This window comes from Streptomyces sp. NPDC041940, assembly GCF_055589465.1.
Window position 1 is genome coordinate 49,679 of record NZ_JBVJBP010000006.1, and the last position, 22,700, is coordinate 72,378.

Below are 22,700 nucleotides of genomic sequence, written 5' to 3' on the forward strand. Positions count from 1 at the left end.
GGTGCCGGAGGCGTCCTGTCGGCGGACTCCCCCGGCACCGGGCACGTTCCCTACCCCTGGTCCGCCACGAAGGCGGCCATCCGGGTCAGGGCGGCGTTCCAGTTGATCGTGTGTTCGTTGGTCGACCAGGACTGGATGTCGTCGATGTAGCAGAACTGTCCGACGCAGCCCTGGAGTCTGCTCTGTGCGTAGGGGTCCTGGATGCTCGAGTTCGGCCCGCCGGCCAGGGTGCCGTTCGGCGGGTGGGGCAGGCCGGGGTCGAGCTGGCGGGCGTACCAGCGGCTGTGCTGGTTCTGGGAGCTGACCTCGCCGTAGCCGGTGACGTAGGAGATGTTCAGCGCGTTGCGGCCGAGGATGTAGTCCATGCTCTGCAGGGCGCCGTCCCGGTACTTCGAGGCGCCGGTGATGTCGTACGCGGTGGCGAGGACGACCGCGTTGTTGAGGACCTGGTGGCTGGAGCCCCAGTCGTACTTGTTGCCGTCGGGCGCGTAGGGCATCCCGTAGGGGTGGTCCTTCAGGGTGGCCAGGTAGCGGTCGGCGCCCTTGACGACGGACTCGCGCACCTTGTCGCGGCCCGGCAGCTTGTTCGGCACCGTCGCGAGGTCGAGCCGGCCCGCCGCCCCGGTGCGGGCCCAGTCGAAGCCGAGGGGCTTGAAGAGGTCGGCGGTGTGGACCGGCGACTTCAGGACGTATTCCTCGAACTGCTTCTCCCCCGTGCTGAGATACAGCTCGGCCGCCGCCCAGTAGAAGTCGTCGGTCACGTCGTTGTCGGGGTAGGCGCCGCCGCCGACGCCGTCGCTCTCGGAGGCGTAGCGGTCCGGGTGGGCCAGCGCCGCCGACCAGGCCTTGCGGGCGGCCGCCAGGGCCTTGTCGGCGAACGCCTTGTCGTAGGACCGGTACAGGCGGGCCGCCTGCGCGGCCGTGGCAGCCAGGTTCAGGGTGGCCGCGGTGGAGGGCGGGTGCAGTTCGCGCTTCTGCGGGTCGTCGCCGGGCAGCAGCGGCAGTCCGGTCCACTGCTCGTCGTGCATCTTGTGGTGGGCCATGCCGGCCAGCGGCTTGTCGGCGGGCACCTGCATCTTCAGCAGGAACTCCAGCTCCCAGCGGGCCTCGTCGAGGATGTCCGGGACCTTGTTGCCGCTCTCGGGGATGGCGAGCGTGCCGTCGCCGAGCTTGCCGGCGTCGCCGGTGCGGGCGTGCAGCGCGCGTTCGTGGGTGCTCAGCACCTCCCAGGTGGAGATGCCGCCGTTGACGACGTACTTGCCGTGGTCGCCGGCGTCGTACCAGCCGCCGCTGACGTCGAGGCTGTAGTCGCACACACCCGGCTGGCACGGCACGGCGGTGTCGCCCTTGTTGGGGGCCACGCCCACGTGTCCGGCGGGGCGTCCGTACCCGGGCCGCAGGTCCTCGCGGATCTCGATGCCGCTGCGCTGGGTGTAGTAGTACTTCGCCGAGTCCAGCCGGAGCCGCTCCCAGACGCTCGCGTCGACGTCGAAGGGACGGCTGGTCTCGCCGTCGGCGACCAGTGTGAAGCCGGTGCCCTTCGTGCGGTACGCGCCGAAGTCGATCGAGTGGACGTTCTGCCCGGAGGAGCTGTCGGCCCCGCGCGGCACGGTCGTGCCCCGGGCGACCACGGTGCCGCGGGCGTTCCTCAGCTCCCAGGGCAGCTTCGCCGTGGCGTCGGTGACCAGGGTGGCGTTCTTCGGCCCGGCGGGCAGGTAGGCGACCTGGTTGACGCGGACCCGGGGGCCGGTGTCGGGCTCGTACGGCTCCGGCGCGACGCCGCCCAGCAGCGAGACGTCGTCCATGCAGAAGCGCCATGCGTCCGCGCTGCCGCCGAGCTGGAAGCCGACCTGGGCCTGAGCGGTGTCGACGGGCGAGGTGAAGGTGTAGGAGTAGCGGTCGCCGGAGACGCTGAGCTGCGGTGTCACCTCGTAGTAGGTGTCGTACGGGGACACCGACAGGCCCACGATCGCCCGCACCACGTGCCCGGCGGGCGTGCCGGTCGCGCTGAAGGAGAAGCGGTACGACTCCCCCTTCACGAGGGTGATGTCGTTCTGCCCGACGGCGGCGTCCCAGCGGTTGGCGGTGCCGCCGGGGACGTCGGCGCAGAGCCGGCCGTCGGACAGTCCTCCGGTGACGTTGCTGGTCGTCCACCAGGGGGCGGTGGTGGTGTCGAAGGTGCCGTTCTCGACCTGTTCGACCTCTTCGGCCCCGGCCGGCGCCGAGGGCAGCGCGGTGAGCGCGGTCGCCAGGAGGGCCGTCAGGGACAGCAGGGCGGTTCTGCGTCGTTTCACGTCCGGGCTCCTCTGGAGAGGGGCGGGTGACGCTCGGCATGGGAGCGCTCCCAGATACGGATGCCCGCCATGGTTGTGGCTGATGTGACACTCCGTCAACGGTCCGGACGGGACTGACTCTCCGTCACCCGTCCGGACCAACGCGGCCTAGAGGGAGTCCAGCCGGCTGATGCGCAGCGCACCCCGCGCCTCGCCGGGGTGGCTGCTCGTCAGAGTGAGCCGGATCCGGGAGCCGCGGACGGACTTGAAGGTGATCACCGTCGGGGCGTCGGAGGCGGTGGCCCAGTCGATCGCGGCGTCCCGCACGGCCCGCCACGCCCGGCCGTCCCATACCGCCACCGTGATCGCCGCGGGCAGGCTGTGGGTGGCGTCCACCGTGAAGGAGACGTCCACCCGGTCGAAGGCGCGGGTGCGTCCGTGGTCGACCGAGACCCAGTCCTCGCCGCGGGCCCCGTCGAAGGCGGGCAGCAGGGCCGTGGCCTGTTTGAAGAAGCCGTTGGACCAGCCGGTGGCCGGATCGCCGTCGAGCATGGCGGCGGGCAGGGTGTCCGGGCGGCCGGAGTAACTGGCGTCCGCGTGCGGGTGGTCCGAGGGCGCCGGGTGCTCCGGCCCGAAGGCGGGCGGGGCCGTCTCGGCCCGGTCCCGGGCCGGGGTGGCCCGTACGGCCGCCGTGCCGGTGCGCAGTCCGTCGGCGCGGGCCGTCACCTTCACCTGGCCTGTCCTCGTGCCGGAGCGGACGATGGCGAGGGCCTTGCCGTGGTAGGCGGTGCGGGTGCTCGCCTGGTAGCGCTCGGCGCTCTCCTGGCGGCCGTTGTCGAGCCCGGCCAGGGAGCCGCCCGCCACCTCGAAGGAGAGCAGGTGCTCCGCGCCGGGCACCACCACACCGCGCCGGTCGACCACCTCGGCGGTCACGAAGACCAGCGAACGGCCGTCAGCAGCGGTGGACTCGCGGTCCGGTGTGAGGCGTATCGCGTGCGGGGCGCCGGCGGTGCGCAGTACGTCGGTGGCGACCGTCCTGCCGTCCTTGCTCGCGACGGCCTTCAGCTCGCCCGGCTCGTAGGGCACACGCCAGGTCAGGTGCAGCTTTCCGGCACTGCCGTTCGGGCTGGTGTAACTGCCGGGCCAGGGGCCGTCGGTGAAGGTCTTGTCGTCGCCGGTGGCCTCGGTGGTCTCCAGATACGTCCGGCCGTCGACGGTCTTCTTCGTGTCGAACCGCCGTACGCCCAGCGACTTCCCGTTGAGGAACAGTTCGACGGTGTCGACGTTGGCGTACGCCCAGACCTCGACCGTGTCGCCCTCGGCGTGGTTCCAGGTCATCGGGAGCAGGTGGACCATCGGCCGCTCGGTCCACTGGCTCCGGAAGAGGTGGTACATGTCCTTCGGGAAACCCGCGGTGTCGACCGCACCGAAGAAGGACGCCTTGACCGGGAAGACGTCGTACGGCGTGGGCTCGCCGATGTAGTCGATGCCCGACCACAGGAACTGCCCGGCGAACCACTTGCGGTCCCGGTCCTTCTTGTGGCCGTACTCGCCGCTCATGGTCCACGAGGCGAGGTTGTTGTCGTAGGAGGACGTCGCGCGCCGGCCCGGCGTGTGGTCCTCGCCGGTGTTGAGGTGTTCGGGCTCCTGGTAGACACCGCGGGTGGAGGTCTCCGAGGACGACTCCGATTCGAACAGGAACAGCTCGGGATAGCGGGCGTGCAGGGCGTCCACCGACTTGGCGGTGTTGTAGTTGAGGCCCAGGCCGTCGATCTTGGCGAGGATCAGATCGCCGGGAGAGCCCGGGGCGGGCACGCTGCGGTGCCGGTGGGAGCCGATCACGACCGGGCGGGTGGTGTCGTAGGCCTTGATGGCGGCGATGAGCCGGTCCGCCATGGCGAGACCGGCGGTGGAGGTGAACTCGCTGACCTCGTTGCCGATGGACCACATCAGGACGGCGGGCGAGTTGCGGGCGGCCAGGACCATCTCCGCGATGTCCTTGTCGGCCCACTCGTCGAAGAAGCGGCCGTAGTCGTACCGCGTCTTGGGGCTCTTCCAGCAGTCGAACGCCTCCACCAGCATGACGATGCCGAGTTCCTCGCAGACCTCGATCATCTCCGGGGAGGGCGGGTTGTGGGAGGTGCGGAAGGCGTTGACGCCCATCGATCTCATGATGAGCAGCTGGCGGCGGACGGCGTCCTTGCTGACGGCGGCGCCGAGGGCGCCCAGGTCGTGGTGGAGGTCGACGCCCTTGAGCTTGTGGTGGGTGCCGTTGAGGAAGAAGCCCTCGTCCGGGTCGAAGCGGAAGGTGCGGAAGCCGAAGGGCGTGCGGTAAATGTCGGTGGTCCGGCCGCCGACGCGCAGTTCGGTGTGGAGGGTGTAGCGGTGCGGGGCTTCGATGTCCCACAACTCCGGTCGCTCGACGGTGAGTTCATGGGTCTCGGTCCGCTCGTCGGTGACGGCGACGGTGGAGGAGGTACGGGCGACCGTACGGCCCTTCCGGTCGACGATCCGGGAGACGACCTCGACGTCCGCGCCCGCGCCCGACGCGTCGACGACGGAGGTGTCGATCCGTACGACGGCCCGCTCGGCGGAGATCTCGGGCGTGCGGACATGGGTGCCCCAGCGGGCCACGTGGACCGGCTCGGTGATCACCAGGCGGGCCTCGCGGTAGATGCCGCTGCCCGAGTACCAGCGGCTGCTGGGGAGCCGGTTCTGGACCTTGACCGCGATCACGTTCCCGGTGGTGCCGTCGGTGTGCACCAGGTCGGTGAGGTCGAAGGCGAAGCCGGTGTAGCCGTAGGGGTGGCGGCCGGCCTCCTCGCCGTTGCAGTGGACGTGGGAATCCATGTAGACGCCGTCGAACTCCACCGAGATCCGCTTGCCGGCGAGGGCGGGCGGCAGGGTGAAGGAGAGGCGGTACCAGCCGAGGCCGCCGGGCAGGAAGCCGGTGCCGCTGGTGGTGCCGTGCTCGGTGGTGGGAGCCTGCTCGATGCTCCAGTCGTGCGGGACGGCGACCTCGCGCCACCGGGAGTCGTCGTAGCCGGGCAGCGCGGCATCGGCGTAGGCGCCGGTCGGGTCGGTGATGCCGCCCGGGTTGACCAGCGCGAAGCGCCAGCCGTCGCGCAGCGGGACGATACTGCGGCCGGACGCGCCGCGCACCTCCTCGGCGGCCCACGCCTCCGGCGTGCCGAGCAGCGCTCCGGCCGCGGGCGCGGCGGCGGAGGCGAGCAAGACCGATCTGCGCGTGACCGACATGGAGGCTCTCCCTCATTAAGGCCCAGAAGTACTCACAACTGATCGTGAACAAACAGATTCTGTCGAGGTGTCACACAGGGCCGTCAAGGGTGCGGCGACATCCTTCTGTACCGGGCGTCACATCGGCCGGAATCAAGCCTCGCCCCCGCACAGCCGGGCGCCCTCGGGGTTACCGGTTCACGTCGCGCGCCTACGGACTAGGCTGGAACTCAAGCGACCTCCCTGATCACTGTGAGTGTCCGTATGGAGTGGCGACGATGATCCCGGACGAGCCGTTGGACGATGGCGTGGCCGCCCGTGTCGTCATCGCCGCCGACGGCACGCTCACCGAGTGGAACGAGGGCGCCCGCCGCCTCCTGGGCCACACCTCCGCCGAGGTCGTGGGCCGCCCGGCCGCCGAGCTGCTGGCCGCCGACGCGGACGCGCCGCCCGCGCCCCATGACGCCCGCTGGAGCGGCATGCTCGCGCTGCGCCATCGCGACGGCCGTACGGTGTCCGTGTGGGTGCTCGCCCACCGCAGGCCGCCGGAGGGCGAGGCGGCCGAGTGGTTCGCGGTGTCCCCGCCGGAAGCCGACGACGTGGGGCCGGCGGACGACCCGCTGGTGCGGGCGGCCCTCACCCAGTCACCCTGCGCCACGATGATCTTCGACGAGGGGCTGCGGCTGCGCGGCGTCAACGACGCCATGGCGGACCTCCTGGGAATGCCCGCCCACCGCCTGCGGGGTCTGAGACCCACCGACATCGGCAGCCGGCCGCAGAACACCGAGCTGGAGGAGAACCTGCGCCGGGTGCTGAGCACCGGCCGGCGGCAGGACATGCAGACGTACATGAAGGCCAGCGGCGAGACCCGGGGGGCGCACGCCTGGCTGGCCCGGATCGCCCCGCTCACCGACCCCTCCGGCCAGGTGCGGGGCGTGTGCGTGACCGCCCACGACTTCAGCGACCAGTACCGGTCACGGGAGCGGCTGCAACTGGTCAACGAGGCGAGCGTGCGCATCGGCACCACCCTCGACGTCACCCGTACGGCCCAGGAACTGGCGGACGTGTGCGTCCCGGCGCTCGCCGACTTCGTCAGCGTCGACCTGCTCGACACCCGGGAGCACGGCGGCGAGTCCGCGGGGCCGCCCGTCCCGCCGGTGAGCCTGCGCCGGGCCGCCCACCAGTCGGTCAACTCGGGCAGCCCCGAGGCCGTCGCCAAGCCGGGGCAGGTGGAGGTCTACCCGGCGTCCTCCCCGCAGGCCGCCTCGCTGATCGCGGGCCACGCGGTGGTGGCCTCGGGTTCGGAGGACGACCTCGAGGAGTGGCTCGCCTGGGACCCGGTCCGCTTCCGGCGGGTCCGCGAGTACGGCATCCACTCCACGATGTCCGTCCCGCTCCAGGCCAGGGGCACCATCCTCGGCGTCGCGGTGTTCACCCGCTTTCAGCGCCCCGAGGACTTCACGGACGACGATGTGCTGCTGGCCGAAGAGGTCACGGCCCGGGCCGCCGTCTGCATCGACAATGCGCGCCGCTACTCCCGCGAGCGGGAGACGACGCTCACGCTGCAGCGCAGCCTGCTGCCCCGCCGTCTGCCGCGCACCGCCGCGGTGGAGGCGGCCTCCCGCTATCTGCCCGCCACCCGCTCCGGTGTGGGCGGCGACTGGTTCGACGTGATCCCGCTGTCCGGGATGCGGGTCGCCATGGTCGTCGGGGACGTCGTCGGCCACGGCATCCCGGCCTCGGCCACCATGGGCCGGCTGCGCACCGCCGTCCGCACCCTCGCCGACATCGACCTGGCCCCCGACGAACTGCTCACCCACCTCGACGACCTGGTCGTCCGGCTGTCCCAGGAGTCCGGCGGCGAAGAGGCGGCCGGCACCGGCGAGGTGGGCGCGACCTGCCTCTACGCGGTGTACGACCCGGTGTCGCGGCGCTGCACCCTGGCCCGGGCCGGGCACCCGCAGCCCTTCCTGGTCCCACCGGACGGCCCGGCCCGGCAGCTCGACCTGCCCTCCGGTCCCCCGCTCGGTGTCGGGGGACTGCCGTTCGAGAGCGCCGAGGTGGAGCTGCGGGAGGGCAGTGTCCTGTCGTTCCACACGGACGGGCTGCTCGCGAGCCGCGAACGGGACGTCGACACGAGCCAGCGGATGCTCGGCGAGTCCCTGTCGGCCCCCGCCGACTCGCTGGACGAGATCTGCGACCGCGTACTGGGGGCGCTGCTCCCCTCGGGCGGCTCCGCCGACGACGTGGCCCTGCTGCTGGCCCGCACCCGCGGTCTGCCGTCCTCCCAGGTCGCGACCTGGGACATCCCGGCCGACCCGGCGCTGGTGGCCCCCATCCGCAAGCAGGTCGTCGAACAGCTGGAGCGCTGGGCGCTGACCGAGGCCACGTTCACCGCGGAGCTGGTGGTGAGCGAGCTGGTCACCAACGCCATCCGCTACGGCGCCAAGCCCATCCGGCTGCGGCTGATCCACGACGCGGACACGCTGATCTGTGAGGTGTCCGACACCAACCACACGGCGCCGCACCTGCGCCGGGCCAAGACCTGGGACGAGGGCGGCCGCGGTCTGCTCCTGGTCGCCCAGCTCACCCAGCGCTGGGGCAGCAGGCACACCGCGGACGGCAAGACCATCTGGGCGGAGCTGACGATGCTCGACGCGATGTGAGCGTTCTTACCGGAGCCTGGTTTCATGGGCGGGCACCGCCTGCACACGCCCGGAGGACCCCGCCCTGAACACCCCGCTCGCCGAAGTCCTGTCCGTGGCGCTGCTGGCCGCGGTGCTCGTCTGGGCCGTCGTCCGTCCGAAGGGGCTGCCCGAGGCCGTACTGGCGGTTCCGGCCGCCGGGCTCGCGGTCGCCGTCGGCGTGATCTCGCCCGCTCACGCGTGGGAGGAGATCCAGCGGCTGGGACCCGTGGTCGGGTTCCTCGCGGCCGTGCTGGTGCTCGCCCACTTCTGCGACGTCGAGGGACTCTTCACGGCGTGCGGGGCGTGGATGGCCCGCTGGGCGGCGGGGCGTCCCGGGCGGCTGCTGACCGCGGTGTTCGCACTGGCCTCCGTCATCACCGCCGTACTCAGCCTGGACGCCACGGTCGTCCTGCTGACACCGGTCGTGCTGGCCACCGCCACCAGGATGGGCGTCCAGGCCCGTCCGCACCTCTACGCGTGCGCCCATCTGTCGAACACCGCCTCGCTGCTGCTGCCGGTCTCCAACCTGACCAACCTCCTCGCCTTCACGGCGAGCGGGCTGAGCTTCACCCGGTTCACGGCACTGATGGCACTGCCCTGGCTGGTCGCCATCGGCGCCGAGTACCTGATCTTCCGGCGTTTCTTCGGCGATGAACTGGCCGCCCCTCTCCCCGTCCCCGACCCCGCGCCCCCTCCCGAGCTGCCGCTGTTCGCCCTGGTCACGGTGGGCTGCACCCTGGCCGGGTTCGTCGTGGCCTCCGCCCTCGGGATCGCACCGGCATGGGCCGCGCTGGCGGGTGCGCTGATGCTGGCAGGGCGGGCGCTGCTGCGGCGGCGGGCCACCCCGCTGACGGTGGTGCGCTCCGCGGCCCCGGCCTTCCTGGCCTTCGTGCTCGCGCTCGGCGTCGTGGTGCGCGCGGTCGTCGACAACGGTCTCGCCGACGCGCTCCACCGTGTGCTGCCCGACGGCTCGGGCCTGCTCGCGCTGCTGGGCGTGGCCGTACTGGCCGCCGTCCTGGCGAACCTCATCAACAACCTGCCCGCGGTACTGGTGCTGCTGCCGCTGACCGCCGGGGCCGGTCCCGGTGCCGTGCTCGCGGTGCTGCTCGGCGTGAACATCGGCCCCAACCTGACCTACGCCGGATCGCTGGCGACCCTGCTGTGGCGGCGGATCGTGCAGCAGCACGGGCACCGCGTCGAGCTCGGGGAATTCACCCGGCTCGGGCTGCTCGCGGTACCCGCCGCGCTGGTGCCGGCCGTGGTGGCGCTGTGGCTCTCGCTGGGGGTCCTCGGGGGCTGAGTTCCGCCCGGTGGTCAGCGGCCGCGACCGCCGTAGCCGTAGCCATGGCCGTAGCCGTAGCCGGGGTAGCCCTGGTCACCGTTCCAGGAGCAGTAGTAGCCGTAGTAGTGGCAGGTGGTGCTGGGCGACGGGCTCGGGGGTGCCGGCCGGGACGTCGACGGAGCGGCGGTCGGGGTGGGGGTCGGCGTGGGGGTCGGCTCGGGTGTCCTCGACGGTGTGGGGGTGGGGGTCGGGGTGGGCTCGGGCTGCGGCACCGGAGCGGCCGCTTCCCAGTTGACGGCCTCCATCTGGAGATCGGTCTTGGAGGTGTCGATCACCCAGCGCTGGACCTCGTCGTCCGCCCGGGTCTTGAGCACCAGGGCCCCCGAGCCGTCGGTCGCGGCCGGGGCCAGGGCGAGCTCCTGGTCCCGGCGTGGCACCAGGGCGCCCTGGAGGATGAAGTCGTAGCTGATGTCCTTGGCGTCGGGCCGGGACGGGCCCGTGCAGGGGGCGAGCCGCACCGAGTAGCCGAGCCGCGAGTCCAGGCACAGGTCGGGGTCGGCACCGCTGCGCAGCAGCCCGTCGGTCTCGTACGTCCACTGCTGGGCGGGGTCCGAGGAGCAGCTGGTGAGTTCGGCTTCGGCGTCCTCGACGGCCTTCTTGCCCTCGATGCCGACGCACAGGCCCGAGGCGACATTGAGCAGCCGGCCGCGCAGAGCGCCCTTGCGGGGCTCGCCCGCGCCGATCCAGGACGGGTCACCGGTCGGCTTGGCCGCGCCCGGGCCGGATGCCTCGGAGGGCCGGTCCGCGGCGGCCGGCGGGGCGGCGTCGCCATCGCTGCCGATGGACCACAGGACCAGCGGGAGGACGACCAGGCCGCTGACGGTCAGGACGCCCACGGTGAGATTGCGGCGACGGGCGGCACGGCGGGCCGCCTTGTGGGCGGATCTGGGAGAGGCCGATCTGGGAGAGGCGGTGCGCGGGCCCACGGCGTCCGGGCCGGGGGCCGTTCCACCGGCCGGTGCCGGCGCGTCGGGAGGGGCGGTGGGGAATGCCTCCTGGGCATGGACGATGGCCAGGGCCCGCGCCACCGCACGGGCCTGGTCCTGCGTCTGGCCCTGCGTCTGGCCCTGCATCTGGACCGGGACCTGCGATGGGGGTTCCGCTCCCGCTTCGGCCGCGGGGGCGGGTGGCGCGGCCACCGGGTCGACGGGGTCGGTGAACGACTCCCCCACCGCGCCGGCGAGGGCGACGGGGTCCGGGAACGCCGCACGCGCGGCACCGGCCGGTTCCGTGCCGGCCGTGTCCCCGGGGACGCCGCTCTCCGGGGAGGCCTCCGCGGCGCTGACCGACGCGCTCTCCACGTACTCCTGCCCGCCCCAGCCCAGCACCGCCTCCGCCAGGGCGACGCCGAGCCCGTGGTTGAACCGGTCGAGCTGGTCCGCGGCGGCGCTGCAGTGCCCGCACCCCTCGATATGCGCGCGTAGATCCGGGTCGAGTTCGAGGGCGCCCCGTCGGTACGTCACGTCGAGCAGGCGCAGATAGCGCCGGCATTCCTCGTCCGGAGCGAGTTCGCGGTGCAGCTGGAGGCACTCCTCGCGCATCCGGTCACGGGCCCGGGCCAGTTCGACGCGCGCGCCCTCCTCGTCCAGCCCGAGCAACCCGGCGGGGACCGTGAGCGGTTCGTCCTCGACCTCGATGTGCCAGAGCAGGCAGCGGGCCGACTGGGGCAGCCGCTGAAAGGCCCCGGACAGCAGGCGCCGGTGCTGCTGCGGCAGCAGCCGGGCGGCCGGCCGCTCCCCGTCACCGGCCTCGGACAGCAGATCCGGGTGGAGCATGTCGCGTCGGTGGTCGGTGGCCCACTCGGCCGCGATCCGCCGCACGGTGACGAGCAGTTGGGGCCGCCAGGCGGATGTCGGACCGTTCTGGCGCAGGCTTTCGCCGAAGAGCCGGGTGAAGGCCGCGGTGGTGAGCATTCCGGCGAAATGCGGACCGGCGGTGCACAGCCGGGCGTAGGCGAAAGCCGCCTCCCAGTGCCGGTCGAGCAGCTCGCCGACGGGATGAAGCGCGGGCGTCGCGCCCGTCCACTTCCTGAGCTCGGCGCTCAGTTGCTCGTCCGTCGGGCCGAACCTGCGGGCCGGGGCCGGGGAATTCGACGGACTTGCGTCGTTCACGGATGCATTCCTCTCAAGGACATGCGGAATAAAGTCCATACCAAGGGGTATGCCGGCACGGCGGCCTCGCGCATACGAAAGAACGGCGTGCTGTCCGCACGCCGACAGGGCACACCTTTGCACAGGTCAGCGACAGCGAACAAGAGATCTCACGGTTTCGTGCATTGCGTAGGCGGCCAGGGCTTTTTGACAAACTGTCAATCAGCGTGCCGAAAGGGATTCCCGGGCTGCCCGCTCGGCATTTATGGCAGGTATTCGCCCGGTTCCCGTCGCCGTCCGGAAACCGCTGGGCCGGACGGGTCGCCGCACTTTGTCCGGTACGCGCCGGGCGGTATCCCGTAGCGCTCGCGGAAGACGCGGTTGAAGTGGAAGGGGCTGGCGAAACCCGAGGCCGCGGCCACACGTTCCACGGGCAGGTCGGTGCCCTCCAGCAGCCGCGCGGCGTGCCGCAGCCGGGCCTCGCGCAGGGCGCGCATGGGCGACTGGCCGAGCTGCCGGCTGAACAGGTGGGCGAAGCGGGACGGCGACAGGGCGACGTCCTCGGCGAGCGAGCGAACGGTGTGCGGGGCGCCCGGGTCGGCGGCGATCAGCTCCTCGGCCCGGCGGACCCGCGCGTCGAGGCCGGGGCGGGGCGCCGCCGGCCGGGCGCCGGCAGTGGTGAGAAGGACGATCTCCTCCAGCGCGCACAGGGCGAGTTCGCGGGCCGCGCTGCCGTGTGCCACGGCCACCTGCCCGTCCGGGGACGCCGGTGCGGCCGGTACCTCGGTCCCGGGCCGGCGGGCGTCGGTGTGCATCCGCCGGAACGCCGACTCGACGCGGCCGTGCACACCGGCCGGGGCGGAGGTGACCACGTACACCCCGTCGCCGGCGTCGTACGGCCGCAGCCACCCGGCCCACGACGGGCGGGCCTGGCAGTGCGCCCACCAGAACCGCCAGTGCCCGGCGCCGGACTCCACCGTGTAGCCGTGCGGGACACCCGGGGCGAGCACCACGAGGTCACCGGCGCGGACCGAGGTCTCCACGGCGCCCTGCCGCAGTCGGCCCCGGCCTCCCGTGGTCCAGGTGAAGAGCCAGCTCGCCGAGCCGCGCGGGCGGTTGACGGCGTAGCCGGGCGGCTGGTCGAAATGGCCGAGCACGACCAGGCCGGGCGGCGGTGCGGGGACCCCGTGGTCCCCGTTCGCAGCAGTGCCGGGCAATCCATCAGCACGCACGGGCATCCTCCTCGGCCGTCCGTCGGCCTAGCGTTTCATATCGAAGTCACCCGACCGAGGAGTGCGCTCATGACAGTCATGGACAACAGCGCCGCCGGCGCTTCCCGCCTGGACCCCGCCGGGCTCCGGCGGTACCGGGAGGGTTTCGAGGAGGACGGTTTCACGGTGGTGCGCGGGCTCTTCGGGGCCGGGGAGATCGAGCGGCTGTGCGGCGAATTCGCGGCGCTGCGTGCCGGCGGCCCGATTCCCGGGCATTTCGAACCGCGCGCGGCGGACGCGCCGGGGGCCGATCCGCTGCACGTCTGGCCCAGGGTGATGCAGCCGCACGAGATCAACGACCTCGCACGTGAGGTACTGCTGGACGCCCGGCTGCGGACGGTCCTGGAAGCGCTGCTCGGGGAGGAGGCGCTGGCCGCGCAGAGCATGTTCTACTTCAAGCCGCCGGGAGCGCGGGGACAGGCGCTGCACCAGGACAACTTCTATCTGCGGGTCGAGCCGGGCACCTGTGTGGCCGCGTGGGTGGCGTGCGATGTGATCGACCGGGAGAACGGCGGCCTGGAGGTCGTGCCGGGCACGCACCGCATGGACGTGTTCTGTCCAGAGCTGGCCGACTCGGACGTGTCGTTCGCGCGGGAGTACGTTCCGCCGCCCCCGGGGATGGCCGCCGTGCCGGTGGACATGGCGCCGGGGGACGTTCTGTTCTTCAACGGGAGTCTGGTGCACGGGTCGCAGCCGAACCACGCGGTCGACCGGTTCCGGCGGTCGTTCATCGGACACTATGTGGGGCGGTCGGCCGAGCGGATCGGAAGGTTCTACCGGACCTTGTCGATGAGTGGGGCGCGGGTGGAACTGCCCGAGAGTGAGGGGGCGGGGCCCTGCGGGACGGAGTTCGCGTCGCCGCAGGGGCCCCACTGACCGCTCCGCGCGAAGGCCGTGAGGCAGGGCGTTTCAGTGGCCGGCGATGGGATGGGGCGTGTAGGGGCGCTCCAGCTCCTCCAGCTCCTTGTCCGTCAGCCGGAGTTCCACGGCGGCCACCGCGTCCTCCAGGTGCTGCGGCTTCGACGCTCCGACGATCGGCGCCGTCACCGTGGGCTGGTGGAGCAGCCAGGCCAGGGCCACCTGGGCGCGAGGGACGCCGCGGTCGGCCGCGATGCGGGTGACGGCCTCGACGATGGTGCGGTCGCCCTCCTGGTACAGGTTGCTGCCGAAGGTGTCGGTGGCGCTGCGCTCGGTCGTGGTGTCCCAGTCGCGGGTGAGGCGGCCGCGGGCGAGGGGGCTCCAGGGCAGGACGCCCACACCCTGGTCCGCGCAGAGGGGCAGCATCTCGCGCTCCTCCTCGCGGTAGACGAGGTTGTAGTGGTTCTGCATGGAGACGAAGCGCGTCCAGCCGTTCAGCCGCGCGGTGTACTGGGCCTTGGAGAACTGCCAGGCGTACATCGAGCTGGCCCCGATGTAGCGGACCTTGCCGGCCTTGACGACGTCGTGCAGGGCCTCCATCGTCTCCTCGACGGGCGTGTGCGGGTCGAAGCGGTGGATCTGGTAGAGGTCGACGTAGTCGGTGCCGAGGCGGGTCAGGCTCTGGTCGAGCTCGGTGATGATCGCCTTGCGGGACAGTCCGCCGCCGTTCGGCCCGGGCCGCATCCGGCCGTGCACCTTCGTCGCGAGCACGATCTCGTCGCGGCGGGCGAAGTCGCGCAGGGCACGGCCGGTGATCTCCTCGCTGGTGCCGTCGGAGTAGACGTTCGCCGTGTCGAAGAAGTTGATCCCCGCCTCGACCGCCTGCCGGATCAGCGGGCGCGAGGCCTCTTCGCCGAGGGTCCACTCGTGACGGCCGCGGTCGGGCAGGCCGTAGGTCATGCACCCCAGACAGATCCGGGAGACGTCCAGGCCCGTCGAACCGAGCTTCACGTACTGCATCGTTGCTGCTCCTGCCTTCGGGAGGGGGTTCCAGGGGGAGCGTACGTGCTCGTGCGCGCTCGAAGGCAGGGTGGGCCGGACCGGCTGACGGGCCGTCATCGTTGCTGCCCCCAGGTGACCGCACGGCGTGGGAGCGGCGAGGGGGCCGGACCGCTGCCGCATCCTCGGCGCAGGTGACCGGCGCCCGGCCGGTCGGCGGCGTACGGGAGAACGCGTGGCGGCACGACGGAGGACACTCAGGATCCTGACCGGGGCGGCCGCGGCGTCGCTCGCCCTGATCTCGACCGCCTGGAGCCGTCCGGCCCCGCCCGGACACGAGGTCAGGGCCCAGGCTCCGGTGGCCGAGGGACCGGCGACGCTGTGCGCACCCGCGGGCGTCCTGCGCGGCGCGGACGGCGAGCGGGCCACGGTCAGCCTGTGCGCGGGCAGCGGCACCCCGGTGATGGCGGTCTCCGCGCCCGCGAACTGCGACCGCCCCGGCACGTCCGTCCGGTACGCCTGTCTGACCTCCGGCACCTGGACGGCGAAACGCCAGGGCAGGACGGTCGCCTCCGGGACACTGCCCGGTTCGCAGCCGTACCCCGGCCCGGGGGTGTACGACGTCACGGCCACCGTGCATGTGCGCTCCACGCCGGGCGGTGTGGACCTGCGCGGCACGGTCCGGGCCGTGCTCACCCTGAGCGCGCCGAAGCAGCGGCCCACCCACCGGGTCGAGGTCGACCGGACCACCCTGCGTCGCGGGGCCACCACCACGCTGACGTACCGGGTGTACCGCGACAGCGAACAGGGCGACGGCAGTGCCCGCTTCGGGCTGATCGGCGAGGAGAGCACGGGGGTGCGGATCAGCACGGCGGACGCCCGGTGCGTCAACCCGCTCATCGGACGGGCCCCGTCCCAGGACCGGCTGACGTACTCCGTGGACTGTGCGCTGACCGATTTGCAGCCGGGCCGACCGGCCACCGTGCGGGTCCAGGTGACCCCGGGGTCCGCCTGCTCGACGGTGGTCTCGAAGCTGGGCTACTGGATGCCACGCGGGCAGGCCCTCTACACCGGCGGCATGGTGGAGGGGCCCACGGTCGGCTGCGGCTGACCGTCAGCCCCGTTCGACCAGGTCCAGCGCCCGTTCCCAGCCGAACTCCGGCCGTCCGCCGTCCTCACCCGGCTCTCCGGTGTACGGCTCCCCGAACCGCACGCCCATCCCCCGCAGCCGTTCGAGGCTGTCCCGGTAGGCGGGATGGGCGGCCAGCGCGTCGGCCACGCACGGCAGGACGGCGATCGGCACGCCGAGCCCCGCGACCTCGCACAGGGTGCCCAGCGCGAGGGTGTCGGCGATGCCGGCCGCCCACTTGTTGACGGTGTTGAAGGTGGCGGGTGCGACGACCAGGGCGTCGGGTGCCGGGAAGGGGCGCGGTTCTCCGGGGGCGCGCCAGGCGGACCGGATCGGGCGGCCCGTCTGGGCTTCGACGGCGGCCGCGTCGAAGAAGCCGTTCATGGCGACCGGTGTCGCGAAAACCCCGACCGCCCAGTCCCGCTCCTGCGCGGCGGTGATCAGTTTGCTGACGTCCGCGGCGATGCCGGCGGCGCAGACGACGACATAGAGGAAGGGCTTGCGGGCGGCCTGGTCGGTCATCCCGGAAACCCTAGGCGACTCCCCCAGGCTCACCGGAGGGGGAAGGCGCGACCGTGCTCCGGCTCCGGCCGTGGGCCGAGGATGCGGCGCTCCTTCTCCTCGATCCGTACGTCGTTGATGCTCGCCTCGCGACGGGTCATCAGGCCGTGCTCGTCGAACTCCCACAGCTCGTTGCCGTAGGAGCGCCACCACTGTCCCTCGGTGTCCCGGCACTCGTACTGGAAGCGGACGGCGATGCGGTTCCCGTCGAAGGCCCAGAGGTCCTTGCGCAGCGCGTAGTCCCGCTCGCGCTCCCACTTGCGGGTCAGGAACTCGACGATCCGGGCGCGGCCGGTGACGAAGGTGTCGCGGTTGCGCCAGACGGAGTCCTCCGAGTAGGCGAGGGCGACCTTGTGCGGGTCGCGGGTGTTCCAGGCGTCCTCGGCGGCCTGGACCTTCTGTGCGGCGCTCTCTCGGGTGAAGGGCGGCAGGGGCGGGCGGTCGGTCATGGATTCTCCCCGGTCACAGCGGAGAACGAGCGTTCTCCCGATGGCTGCTACCGTAGGAGAACGTTCGTTCTCCCGTCAAGGAGTGGTGGTACATGGACAGCGCGGTGGCCCGGGAGCGGGCGCTGGACGCGGCCGAGGAGCTGTTCTACGGGCGGGGCGTGCGGTCCGTCGGGATGGACGACGTGCGCGGCGTGTCCGGGGTCTCGCTCAAGCGGCTCTACCAGCTGTTCCCGGCGAAGGAGCAGTTGGTGGAGGCGTATCTGGAGCGGCGCGACGTGCGCTGGCGCGGGCGGCTGGCCGAGTACGTCGAGCGGCACGGGGAGCCCCGGGAGCGGATCCTGGCCGTGTTCGACTGGCTCGGCGGGTGGTTCGGCGAGCCGGACTTCCACGGCTGCGCCTGGATCAACGCCTACGGCGAGCTCGGCGCCACGTCCGCGCGCGTGGCCGGCCAGGTGCGCGCGCACAAGGGGGCGTTCCGGGACTACCTCGCCTCGCTCGTGAACGCGGCGGGGCTGCCCGACGCGCTGGCCGCGCAGCTGTTCCTGCTGGCCGAGGGCGCCATGGTCACGGCGGGTGTCACCAGGAGCGCCGAGCCCGCGGCCGAGGCGCGCGAGGCGGCCCGGCTGCTCCTGGGGACCACATGAGGCCGGGCTTCAGCTCACCCTCTCCGAGACGGTGATGGCGCTCACCGGACAGGCCCGGGCCGCCTCCCGCACCAGCGGGCTGCCGCCGCCGTCCTCCTGTCCGGGCAGCAGGGCGCTGTAGCCGTCGTCGTCCTGGGTGAACACCTCCGGGGCGGTCAGGGCGCACTGGCCCGCGCCGATGCAGACGTCCGTGTCGATATCGATGTCGATGTGCATGTGCGGAAGCCTCTTACCAGGTCACGGGGAGTTCCAGCATCCCCTGGATCGTGTCGCCCGGCTTGAAGGGGATCTCGTCGGCCGGGGCCGCCAGGCGCAGGCCGGGCAACCGGTCGAAGAGGGCGTGCAGGGCGATCTCCAGTTCGGCGCGGGCGAGGTTCTGGCCGAGGCACTGGTGGATGCCGAAACCGAAGGCGACATGGTGCCGGGAGGGACGGTTCCAGTCGAGCGTGTCCGGGTCGGGGTAGACCGTCTCGTCGCGGTTGATGACGGAGGTCGCGAAGACCACGCCCTCGCCCTTGCGGATCGTCGTCCCGGCCACCTCGATGTCGTCGACGGCCAGGCGCAGCATGCCGTCCGCGATCGACAGCATCCGCATCAGCTCCTCGACCGCGGTGGGCAGCAGCCGCGGGTCCGCGCGCAGTTCGGCGAGCCGCTCGGGGTGCTGGAGCAGGGTGAAGGTGCCGAGCGAGATCATGTTGGCGGTCGTCTCGTGGCCCGCGACCAGCAGGATGAGAGCCATCGCGATCAGGCCCTCGCGGTCGAGCGCATCCTCGTCCGGCTGCCGGTGGACCAGGTCGTCCAGCAGACCGGTCCCCCGGTCCTTCCGCTTGCGGTCGATCAGCTCGCCGAAGTACGCCTCCAGCCGGTCGCGGGCGTCCAGCACGTCGGCGGTCTCCGGGCCGCGCAGCAGCCGTCGCGACTGGGTCTCGAAGAAGTCGTGGTCGGCGTACGGGACGCCGAGGAGGGCGCAGATCACCATGGACGGCACCGGCAGCGCGAAGGCGGTCACCAGGTCCGCGGGCGGGCCCTGGGCGATCATCGCGTCGAGCCGTTCGTCCACGATCTGCTGGATCCGTGGCCGGAGTTCGACGGCCCGCTTGAGGGTGAAGTCCCCGACGACCATGCGCCGCTGGGTGCGGTGCTCGGGGTCGTCGACGCCCAGCAGGGCCGTTCTGCGGTTGCGGATCCCGGCGAACCGCCTGGTCGGGGCGGGGAAGCCGGGCCGGTCGCGGTCGGACGACAGACGCGGGTCGGCCAGCAGCGCGCGGGCGATCGCGTGCCCGCTGACCAGCCAGGCCTCGCGGCCGTCGAAGAGCGTGATGCGGGTGAGGGGGCGCTCGGTGCGCAGCGAGTCGTAGGCGGCGGGCGGGTGGTAGGGGCAGGTCCGGCTCTGGGGGAAGGCGACGGGTGCGGTCGTGTCCGTCATGAAGACCTCGCAGACGAGTAGTGCGTCGTGCCGATCATCATTAGATGCCCCGGGCACCTATAGGGCGACGCGAAGTTCGGCCAGATCGGTCGCGGCCGCAACATGGCCGGGGAAAGCCGTCTTCACGTTCGAAGGCCGGGGCCGGGAGCCCGTGCTGAGCGAACAGGGCCTTCGAGGGGAGCCGGGGACTCCGGGGCCGTCATGGCGGCGATTCGAAAACCGGTTGTCGGTGCTGCGGGACAGGCCTCAGGATCCAGCCATGCCTACGCTCGATGTCCTTCCGCCGTCGCTGTCCGTCGCCGCTTCCGCCGCGCGCCGACAGCAGCGGTCCGGCCGCAGTGGAGGACCGACACCGCCTCGGTCATGACCGACGCGCTCCTCGCGGGGCTGCTCGCCGGGTACGGCATCGCCGTCCCCGTGGGCGCGGTCGGGACCTACCTCGTGTCCCTCACCGCCCGCACGTCCCTGCGTACCGGTGTCTGCGCGGCGCTCGGCGTCGCCACGGCCGACGGGCTGTACGCCCTCGCCGCCACGCTCGGGGGTACGGCCCTGGCCGCCGCGCTGCGGCCGGTGCTCGGGCCACTGCGCTGGGTCTGTGTCCTGGTGCTGCTCGGGCTGGCGGTGCGGGGCGCGGTCACCGCCCTGCGCGAGTACCGCGGCCACCGGCTCGCCACGCGGACGGCCCCCGCTCCCCCGAGTCCCGCCCGGGCCTACCTGGGGCTGCTCGGCATCACCCTGCTCAACCCCACCACCGTGATCTACTTCGCGGCGCTCGTGCTCGGCTCCCGGGCCACGGGTCCGGCCGGGCCGGTGGAGCAGGGTGTGTTCGTCCTGGCCGCCTTCGCCGCCTCCGCGAGCTGGCAGGTGCTGCTCGCCGGGAGCGGTGCCCTGCTGGGCCGGGCGCTGACCGGTCATCGGGGCCGGCTGGCGACGGCGCTGGTGGCGAGCGGGGTGATGACGGCCTTGGCCGTGCGAATGGCGGTATCTCCAGGATGAATCGCGCGCGTACCGGTGTTGAGGGCAGGTATCAGTTACCGGTAGGCCTCTGACACGACGATGGGACGGATTGCCATGCCTCTCGAAGGCGAGTACGAACCCAGCACGACGCAGTGGGTGCGCAAGCAGGTGGAACTGTACGAGAGCTCCGGCGGTACGGAGGGGACGACGCTGCAGGGCTCCAAGATGCCGGTCGTGGTCCTGACCTCACGGGGCGCCAAGAGCGGCAAGCTGCGCAAGACACCGGTGATGCGGGTGGAGCACGAGGGGCGTTACGCCGCCGTCGCCTCCCTCGGCGGTGCGCCCAAGCACCCGGTCTGGTACTTCAACCTCAAGTCCGACCCGCTTGTGGAGCTCCAGGACGGGCCCCGGAAGCAGGACATGACCGCCCGTGAGGTCACGGGCGAGGAGAAGTCCGAGTGGTGGGACCGGGCCGTCGCGGCGTATCCGGCGTACGCGGACTACCAGAAGAAGACGGACCGGGAGATTCCGTTGTTCGTGCTGGAGCCCGTCGCCGGCGACTGAGGCCAGGGCGGGCGGCGAAGAAATTCCGATCGGGGTGCATGAACCGTCGGCGGCGGGGCACGCGTGGTTCAGGCCCCGCCGCGTTCCCCCGTCGCGGCGGGGCTTTCCGCTGCCTCCCGGGCGCCGCGGTCCGTGACGTCGAGGAAGATCTGGTCCGCCTCGGGCACCGTCCGCGCGATGGAGCGCTTGATGCGGACGGCGACCTCCTCGACGTGCTCGCTGTCCAGGCCGGGCACCAGGTCGACGCGGGCGGCCACAAGGGCCGAGTCGAGGCCCGTCTTCATCGTGAACAGTGCCTCCACGCTGTCGATCTCGGGCTGCGCCCGCAGCAGTGCCTGGATCCGCCCGCTCGCCTCCGGGTCGGCGGCCTCGCCGATCAGCTGGTCGCGCGCCTCCCGGCCCAGCCGGTAGGCGACGAAGACCAGCAGGGCACCGATCGCGAGTGAGGCGGACGCCTCCCACACCACCTGGCCGGTGACCATGTGCAGGGCCATGCCCGCCATGGCCAGCGTGACACCGAGCACCGCGGTGCCGTCCTCGGCGACGACCGTCCGCAGGGCCGGGTCGCGCAGCCCGGCGCGCACACCGCCCTGCCCGCGCACCTGATACAGGGCGCGCAACAAGGAACCGCCCTCCGCGAGGAGGGCGATGCCGAGCACGATCAGGCCGGCGACATAGCCGCCGAGCTTCTCCTCCGATCCGCTCGCGAGGGCCTCGAAGCCCTGGAAGAAGGAGAAGCAGCCGCCCATGACGAAGATCCCGACCGCCGCGAGGAGCGACCAGAAGAACCGCTCCTTGCCGTAGCCGAAGGGGTGCCGCCGGTCGGCGGGGCGGCGGCTGCGGCGCAGCGCCGCCAGCAGGAACACCTCGTTGAGGCTGTCGGCCACCGAGTGGGCCGCCTCCGACAGCAGGGCAGGGGATCCCGCGGCCAGGCCGCCGACGGCCTTGGCCGCCGCGATCACCAGGTTGGCCGCGAGCGCCACCAGCACGGTGACGCGTGTCCTGCGATCACTTCCTTCATCACTCACCCACGCCGATTGCCCCGGTCGGCGGTGCTCACACCGTGCCGTCGGCGGAAAAAGGGGAACGCGTTCACCAGGGCACACGCACGACCGGCGGGTCACACGTACGGCAAGGAGGTCACCACCATGAGCCGCGACGACGGCGACGGCAACAGCGCCTACGGCAGGAGGACGTTCAAACGGTCCAAGGCGCATTTCGCGGACCGGATCACGGCGGACGGCCGGGACGGCTGGCCGGTGGAGGCGGGCCGCTACCGTCTGGTCGTCAGCCGCGCCTGCCCGTGGGCGAGCCGGTCGCTGGTCTCCCGGCGGCTGCTCGGCCTGGAGGACGCGCTGTCCCTGGCCGTCGCCGACCCGATCCAGGACGACCGCAGCTGGCGCTTCACGCTGGACGAGGACGGCCGCGATCCGGTCCTCGGCATCCGCTACCTCGGCGAGGCCTACGACCGGCGGGAGACCGACTACCCCGGCGGTGTCAGTGTGCCGGCGATCGTGGACGTGCCCAGCGGGAAGCTGGTCACCAACGACTACCAGCAGCTCACGCTCGACCTCGCGACCGAATGGACGGCCCTGCACCGGGAGGGCGCGCCCGACCTGTACCCGGACGGGCTGCGCGACGAGATCGACGAGGTGATGGCGGACGTCTACCAGGACGTCAACAACGGCGTGTACCGGGCGGGTTTCGCCACCGGGCAGGAGGAGTACGAGGCCGCCTGCGCGGGAGTGTTCCGGCGTCTTGAGCTGCTGGCGGACCGGCTGGAGGGGCAGCGGTACCTCGTCGGCGACACGGTCACCGAGGCGGACATCCGGCTGTTCACCACCCTGGTCCGCTTCGACGCGGTCTACCACGGCCACTTCAAGTGCAACCGCTGGAAGCTGACGGAGAACCAGGTGCTGTGGGGGTACGTCCGTGACCTGTACCAGACGCCCGGGTTCGGCGACACCGTCGACTTCGACCACATCAAGCGCCACTACTACCAGGTGCACACGGGCATCAACCCCACCCGCGTCGTGCCGCTGGGCCCGGACCTGTCCGGCTGGCTGACCCCGCACCGCCGTGCGGAACTGGGCGGCCGGCCCTTCGGCGACGGCACGCCGCCGGGGCCGGTCCGCGCCGAGGAGCGGGTCCCGGCCGCGCACACGGAGCGGGTCCCGGCCGCGCACACCCCCTGACCACTCCCACCCACCCCC

Annotated in this window: 18 protein-coding genes; 8 read left to right on the forward strand and 10 right to left on the reverse strand. The window is 72.3% G+C overall.

Annotation, left to right across the window (positions count from 1 at the left end; translation table 11 throughout):
• Positions 1–50: 50 nt before the first annotated feature.
• Both ACZ6I3_RS12775 and ACZ6I3_RS12780 read right to left on the reverse strand, forming a co-directional pair.
• Entirely contained in the window at positions 51–2,294 is a 2,244-nt protein-coding gene (locus ACZ6I3_RS12775) for a glycoside hydrolase family 9 protein (RefSeq protein WP_469414154.1), read from the reverse strand.
• 147 nt (positions 2,295–2,441) lie between these two features.
• On the reverse strand, positions 2,442–5,531 hold the full coding sequence (locus ACZ6I3_RS12780; RefSeq protein WP_469414156.1) for a glycoside hydrolase family 2 TIM barrel-domain containing protein: 3,090 nt from the start codon (positions 5,529–5,531) through the stop codon (positions 2,442–2,444).
• Between the two features lie 257 nt (positions 5,532–5,788).
• Between ACZ6I3_RS12780 and ACZ6I3_RS12785 the strand changes: the two genes are divergently transcribed.
• Both ACZ6I3_RS12785 and ACZ6I3_RS12790 read left to right on the forward strand, forming a co-directional pair.
• On the forward strand, positions 5,789–8,176 hold the full coding sequence (locus ACZ6I3_RS12785; protein WP_469414158.1) for a SpoIIE family protein phosphatase: 2,388 nt from the start codon (positions 5,789–5,791) through the stop codon (positions 8,174–8,176).
• Positions 8,177–8,270: 94 nt separating this feature from the next.
• Positions 8,271–9,497: an SLC13 family permease gene (locus ACZ6I3_RS12790; protein ID WP_469414159.1), complete on the forward strand. Its 1,227-nt coding sequence runs from the start codon at positions 8,271–8,273 to the stop codon at positions 9,495–9,497.
• A gap of 14 nt (positions 9,498–9,511) precedes the next feature.
• Here the strand turns inward: ACZ6I3_RS12790 and ACZ6I3_RS12795 are convergent, their stop codons facing one another.
• Positions 9,512–11,650: a ricin-type beta-trefoil lectin domain protein gene (locus ACZ6I3_RS12795; protein WP_469414161.1), complete on the reverse strand. Its 2,139-nt coding sequence runs from the start codon at positions 11,648–11,650 to the stop codon at positions 9,512–9,514.
• Positions 11,651–11,892: 242 nt separating this feature from the next.
• Positions 11,893–12,867 carry a helix-turn-helix domain-containing protein gene (locus ACZ6I3_RS12800; RefSeq protein WP_469414163.1) on the reverse strand — a complete coding sequence of 325 codons (975 nt, stop codon included), beginning with the start codon at positions 12,865–12,867 and terminating at the stop codon, positions 11,893–11,895.
• Positions 12,868–12,930: 63 nt separating this feature from the next.
• Here ACZ6I3_RS12800 and ACZ6I3_RS12805 point away from each other — a divergent pair, with 63 nt between their 5' ends.
• The gene (locus ACZ6I3_RS12805; protein ID WP_469414164.1) at positions 12,931–13,776 is read left to right on the forward strand and encodes a phytanoyl-CoA dioxygenase family protein; all 846 of its coding nucleotides are present in this window, start codon (positions 12,931–12,933) and stop codon (positions 13,774–13,776) included.
• A gap of 33 nt (positions 13,777–13,809) precedes the next feature.
• On the opposite strand, the gene ACZ6I3_RS12810 is transcribed toward ACZ6I3_RS12805, so the two are convergent.
• A complete protein-coding gene (locus tag ACZ6I3_RS12810) occupies positions 13,810–14,778 on the reverse strand; it encodes an aldo/keto reductase (protein WP_469414165.1) in 969 nt (322 codons plus the stop codon).
• 214 nt (positions 14,779–14,992) lie between these two features.
• Between ACZ6I3_RS12810 and ACZ6I3_RS12815 the strand changes: the two genes are divergently transcribed.
• Positions 14,993–15,868: a hypothetical protein gene (locus ACZ6I3_RS12815; RefSeq protein ID WP_469414167.1), complete on the forward strand. Its 876-nt coding sequence runs from the start codon at positions 14,993–14,995 to the stop codon at positions 15,866–15,868.
• A gap of 3 nt (positions 15,869–15,871) precedes the next feature.
• On the opposite strand, the gene ACZ6I3_RS12820 is transcribed toward ACZ6I3_RS12815, so the two are convergent.
• On the reverse strand, positions 15,872–16,408 hold the full coding sequence (locus tag ACZ6I3_RS12820; protein ID WP_469414168.1) for a flavoprotein: 537 nt from the start codon (positions 16,406–16,408) through the stop codon (positions 15,872–15,874).
• Positions 16,409–16,437: 29 nt separating this feature from the next.
• Positions 16,438–16,896: a nuclear transport factor 2 family protein gene (locus tag ACZ6I3_RS12825; protein WP_469414169.1), complete on the reverse strand. Its 459-nt coding sequence runs from the start codon at positions 16,894–16,896 to the stop codon at positions 16,438–16,440.
• A 92-nt stretch (positions 16,897–16,988) separates the two neighbouring features.
• Between ACZ6I3_RS12825 and ACZ6I3_RS12830 the strand changes: the two genes are divergently transcribed.
• Positions 16,989–17,540, forward strand: a complete 552-nt coding sequence (locus tag ACZ6I3_RS12830) for a TetR/AcrR family transcriptional regulator (RefSeq protein ID WP_469414171.1) — start codon at positions 16,989–16,991, stop codon at positions 17,538–17,540.
• 9 nt (positions 17,541–17,549) lie between these two features.
• Here ACZ6I3_RS12830 and ACZ6I3_RS12835 read toward each other — a convergent pair whose 3' ends face one another.
• Together ACZ6I3_RS12835 and ACZ6I3_RS12840 are read right to left on the reverse strand one after the other, a co-directional pair.
• Positions 17,550–17,756 carry a ferredoxin gene (locus tag ACZ6I3_RS12835; RefSeq protein WP_184587100.1) on the reverse strand — a complete coding sequence of 69 codons (207 nt, stop codon included), beginning with the start codon at positions 17,754–17,756 and terminating at the stop codon, positions 17,550–17,552.
• A gap of 13 nt (positions 17,757–17,769) precedes the next feature.
• Positions 17,770–18,966, reverse strand: coding sequence for a cytochrome P450 (locus tag ACZ6I3_RS12840; protein WP_469414172.1), 1,197 nt, complete (start codon positions 18,964–18,966; stop codon positions 17,770–17,772).
• Positions 18,967–19,329: 363 nt separating this feature from the next.
• Here ACZ6I3_RS12840 and ACZ6I3_RS12845 point away from each other — a divergent pair, with 363 nt between their 5' ends.
• Both ACZ6I3_RS12845 and ACZ6I3_RS12850 read left to right on the forward strand, forming a co-directional pair.
• Positions 19,330–19,962: a LysE/ArgO family amino acid transporter gene (locus tag ACZ6I3_RS12845; RefSeq protein ID WP_469414174.1), complete on the forward strand. Its 633-nt coding sequence runs from the start codon at positions 19,330–19,332 to the stop codon at positions 19,960–19,962.
• Positions 19,963–20,037: 75 nt separating this feature from the next.
• Positions 20,038–20,487 (forward strand): nitroreductase family deazaflavin-dependent oxidoreductase, encoded by a 450-nt coding sequence (locus ACZ6I3_RS12850; RefSeq protein ID WP_469414175.1) that lies wholly within the window; start codon positions 20,038–20,040, stop codon positions 20,485–20,487.
• 68 nt (positions 20,488–20,555) lie between these two features.
• Here ACZ6I3_RS12850 and ACZ6I3_RS12855 read toward each other — a convergent pair whose 3' ends face one another.
• Positions 20,556–21,476, reverse strand: a complete 921-nt coding sequence (locus ACZ6I3_RS12855; protein ID WP_469414553.1) for a cation diffusion facilitator family transporter — start codon at positions 21,474–21,476, stop codon at positions 20,556–20,558.
• A 159-nt stretch (positions 21,477–21,635) separates the two neighbouring features.
• Between ACZ6I3_RS12855 and ACZ6I3_RS12860 the strand changes: the two genes are divergently transcribed.
• On the forward strand, positions 21,636–22,682 hold the full coding sequence (locus ACZ6I3_RS12860; protein WP_469414177.1) for a glutathione S-transferase family protein: 1,047 nt from the start codon (positions 21,636–21,638) through the stop codon (positions 22,680–22,682).
• Positions 22,683–22,700: the final 18 nt, after the last annotated feature.

Bases quoted from the DNA above. Each gene is read 5' to 3' on its own strand.
- ACZ6I3_RS12780 (WP_469414156.1), bottom strand. From the start codon at position 5,531: ATGTCGGTCACGCGCAGATCGGTCTTGCTCGCCTCCGCCGCCGCGCCC.
- ACZ6I3_RS12785 (WP_469414158.1), top strand. From the start codon at position 5,789: ATGATCCCGGACGAGCCGTTGGACGATGGCGTGGCCGCCCGTGTCGTC.
- ACZ6I3_RS12800 (WP_469414163.1), bottom strand. From the start codon at position 12,867: ATGCCCGTGCGTGCTGATGGATTGCCCGGCACTGCTGCGAACGGGGAC.
- ACZ6I3_RS12805 (WP_469414164.1), top strand. From the start codon at position 12,931: ATGACAGTCATGGACAACAGCGCCGCCGGCGCTTCCCGCCTGGACCCC.
- ACZ6I3_RS12810 (WP_469414165.1), bottom strand. From the start codon at position 14,778: ATGCAGTACGTGAAGCTCGGTTCGACGGGCCTGGACGTCTCCCGGATC.
- ACZ6I3_RS12820 (WP_469414168.1), bottom strand. From the start codon at position 16,408: ATGACCGACCAGGCCGCCCGCAAGCCCTTCCTCTATGTCGTCGTCTGC.
- ACZ6I3_RS12825 (WP_469414169.1), bottom strand. From the start codon at position 16,896: ATGACCGACCGCCCGCCCCTGCCGCCCTTCACCCGAGAGAGCGCCGCA.
- ACZ6I3_RS12830 (WP_469414171.1), top strand. From the start codon at position 16,989: ATGGACAGCGCGGTGGCCCGGGAGCGGGCGCTGGACGCGGCCGAGGAG.
- ACZ6I3_RS12835 (WP_184587100.1), bottom strand. From the start codon at position 17,756: ATGCACATCGACATCGATATCGACACGGACGTCTGCATCGGCGCGGGC.
- ACZ6I3_RS12840 (WP_469414172.1), bottom strand. From the start codon at position 18,966: ATGACGGACACGACCGCACCCGTCGCCTTCCCCCAGAGCCGGACCTGC.
- ACZ6I3_RS12845 (WP_469414174.1), top strand. From the start codon at position 19,330: ATGACCGACGCGCTCCTCGCGGGGCTGCTCGCCGGGTACGGCATCGCC.
- ACZ6I3_RS12850 (WP_469414175.1), top strand. From the start codon at position 20,038: ATGCCTCTCGAAGGCGAGTACGAACCCAGCACGACGCAGTGGGTGCGC.
- ACZ6I3_RS12860 (WP_469414177.1), top strand. From the start codon at position 21,636: ATGAGCCGCGACGACGGCGACGGCAACAGCGCCTACGGCAGGAGGACG.